1 protein-coding gene is annotated in these 244 nt (G+C 65.2%); it reads left to right on the forward strand.

Features of this window, described 5'->3' with window-relative positions:
- On the forward strand, positions 1-244 hold a 244-nt coding region (locus tag BST12_RS30155; protein WP_139802139.1), incomplete at both ends, for an ATP-binding cassette domain-containing protein.

The raw sequence follows: 244 nt of genomic DNA on the forward strand, positions 1-244 counted from the left end.
GTATGTAAGCGATACGGGTCAATAACCGCCGTTTCCAACCTCGATCTCGACGTGCATGACGCCGAAGTGATGGCGCTGCTGGGCCCCAACGGCGCGGGCAAGACCACGACCGTCGAGATGTGCGAGGGCTTCGTCCGCCCGGACGCCGGCAGCATTGAGGTACTTGGACTGGACCCGATCACCGACAACGCACGCCTGCGCGCACGCATCGGCGTGATGTTGCAGGGTGGCGGCGGCTACCCGG

It is taken from the genome of Mycobacterium angelicum, assembly GCF_002086155.1.
Classification (GTDB): Bacteria; Actinomycetota; Actinomycetes; order Mycobacteriales; family Mycobacteriaceae; genus Mycobacterium; species Mycobacterium angelicum.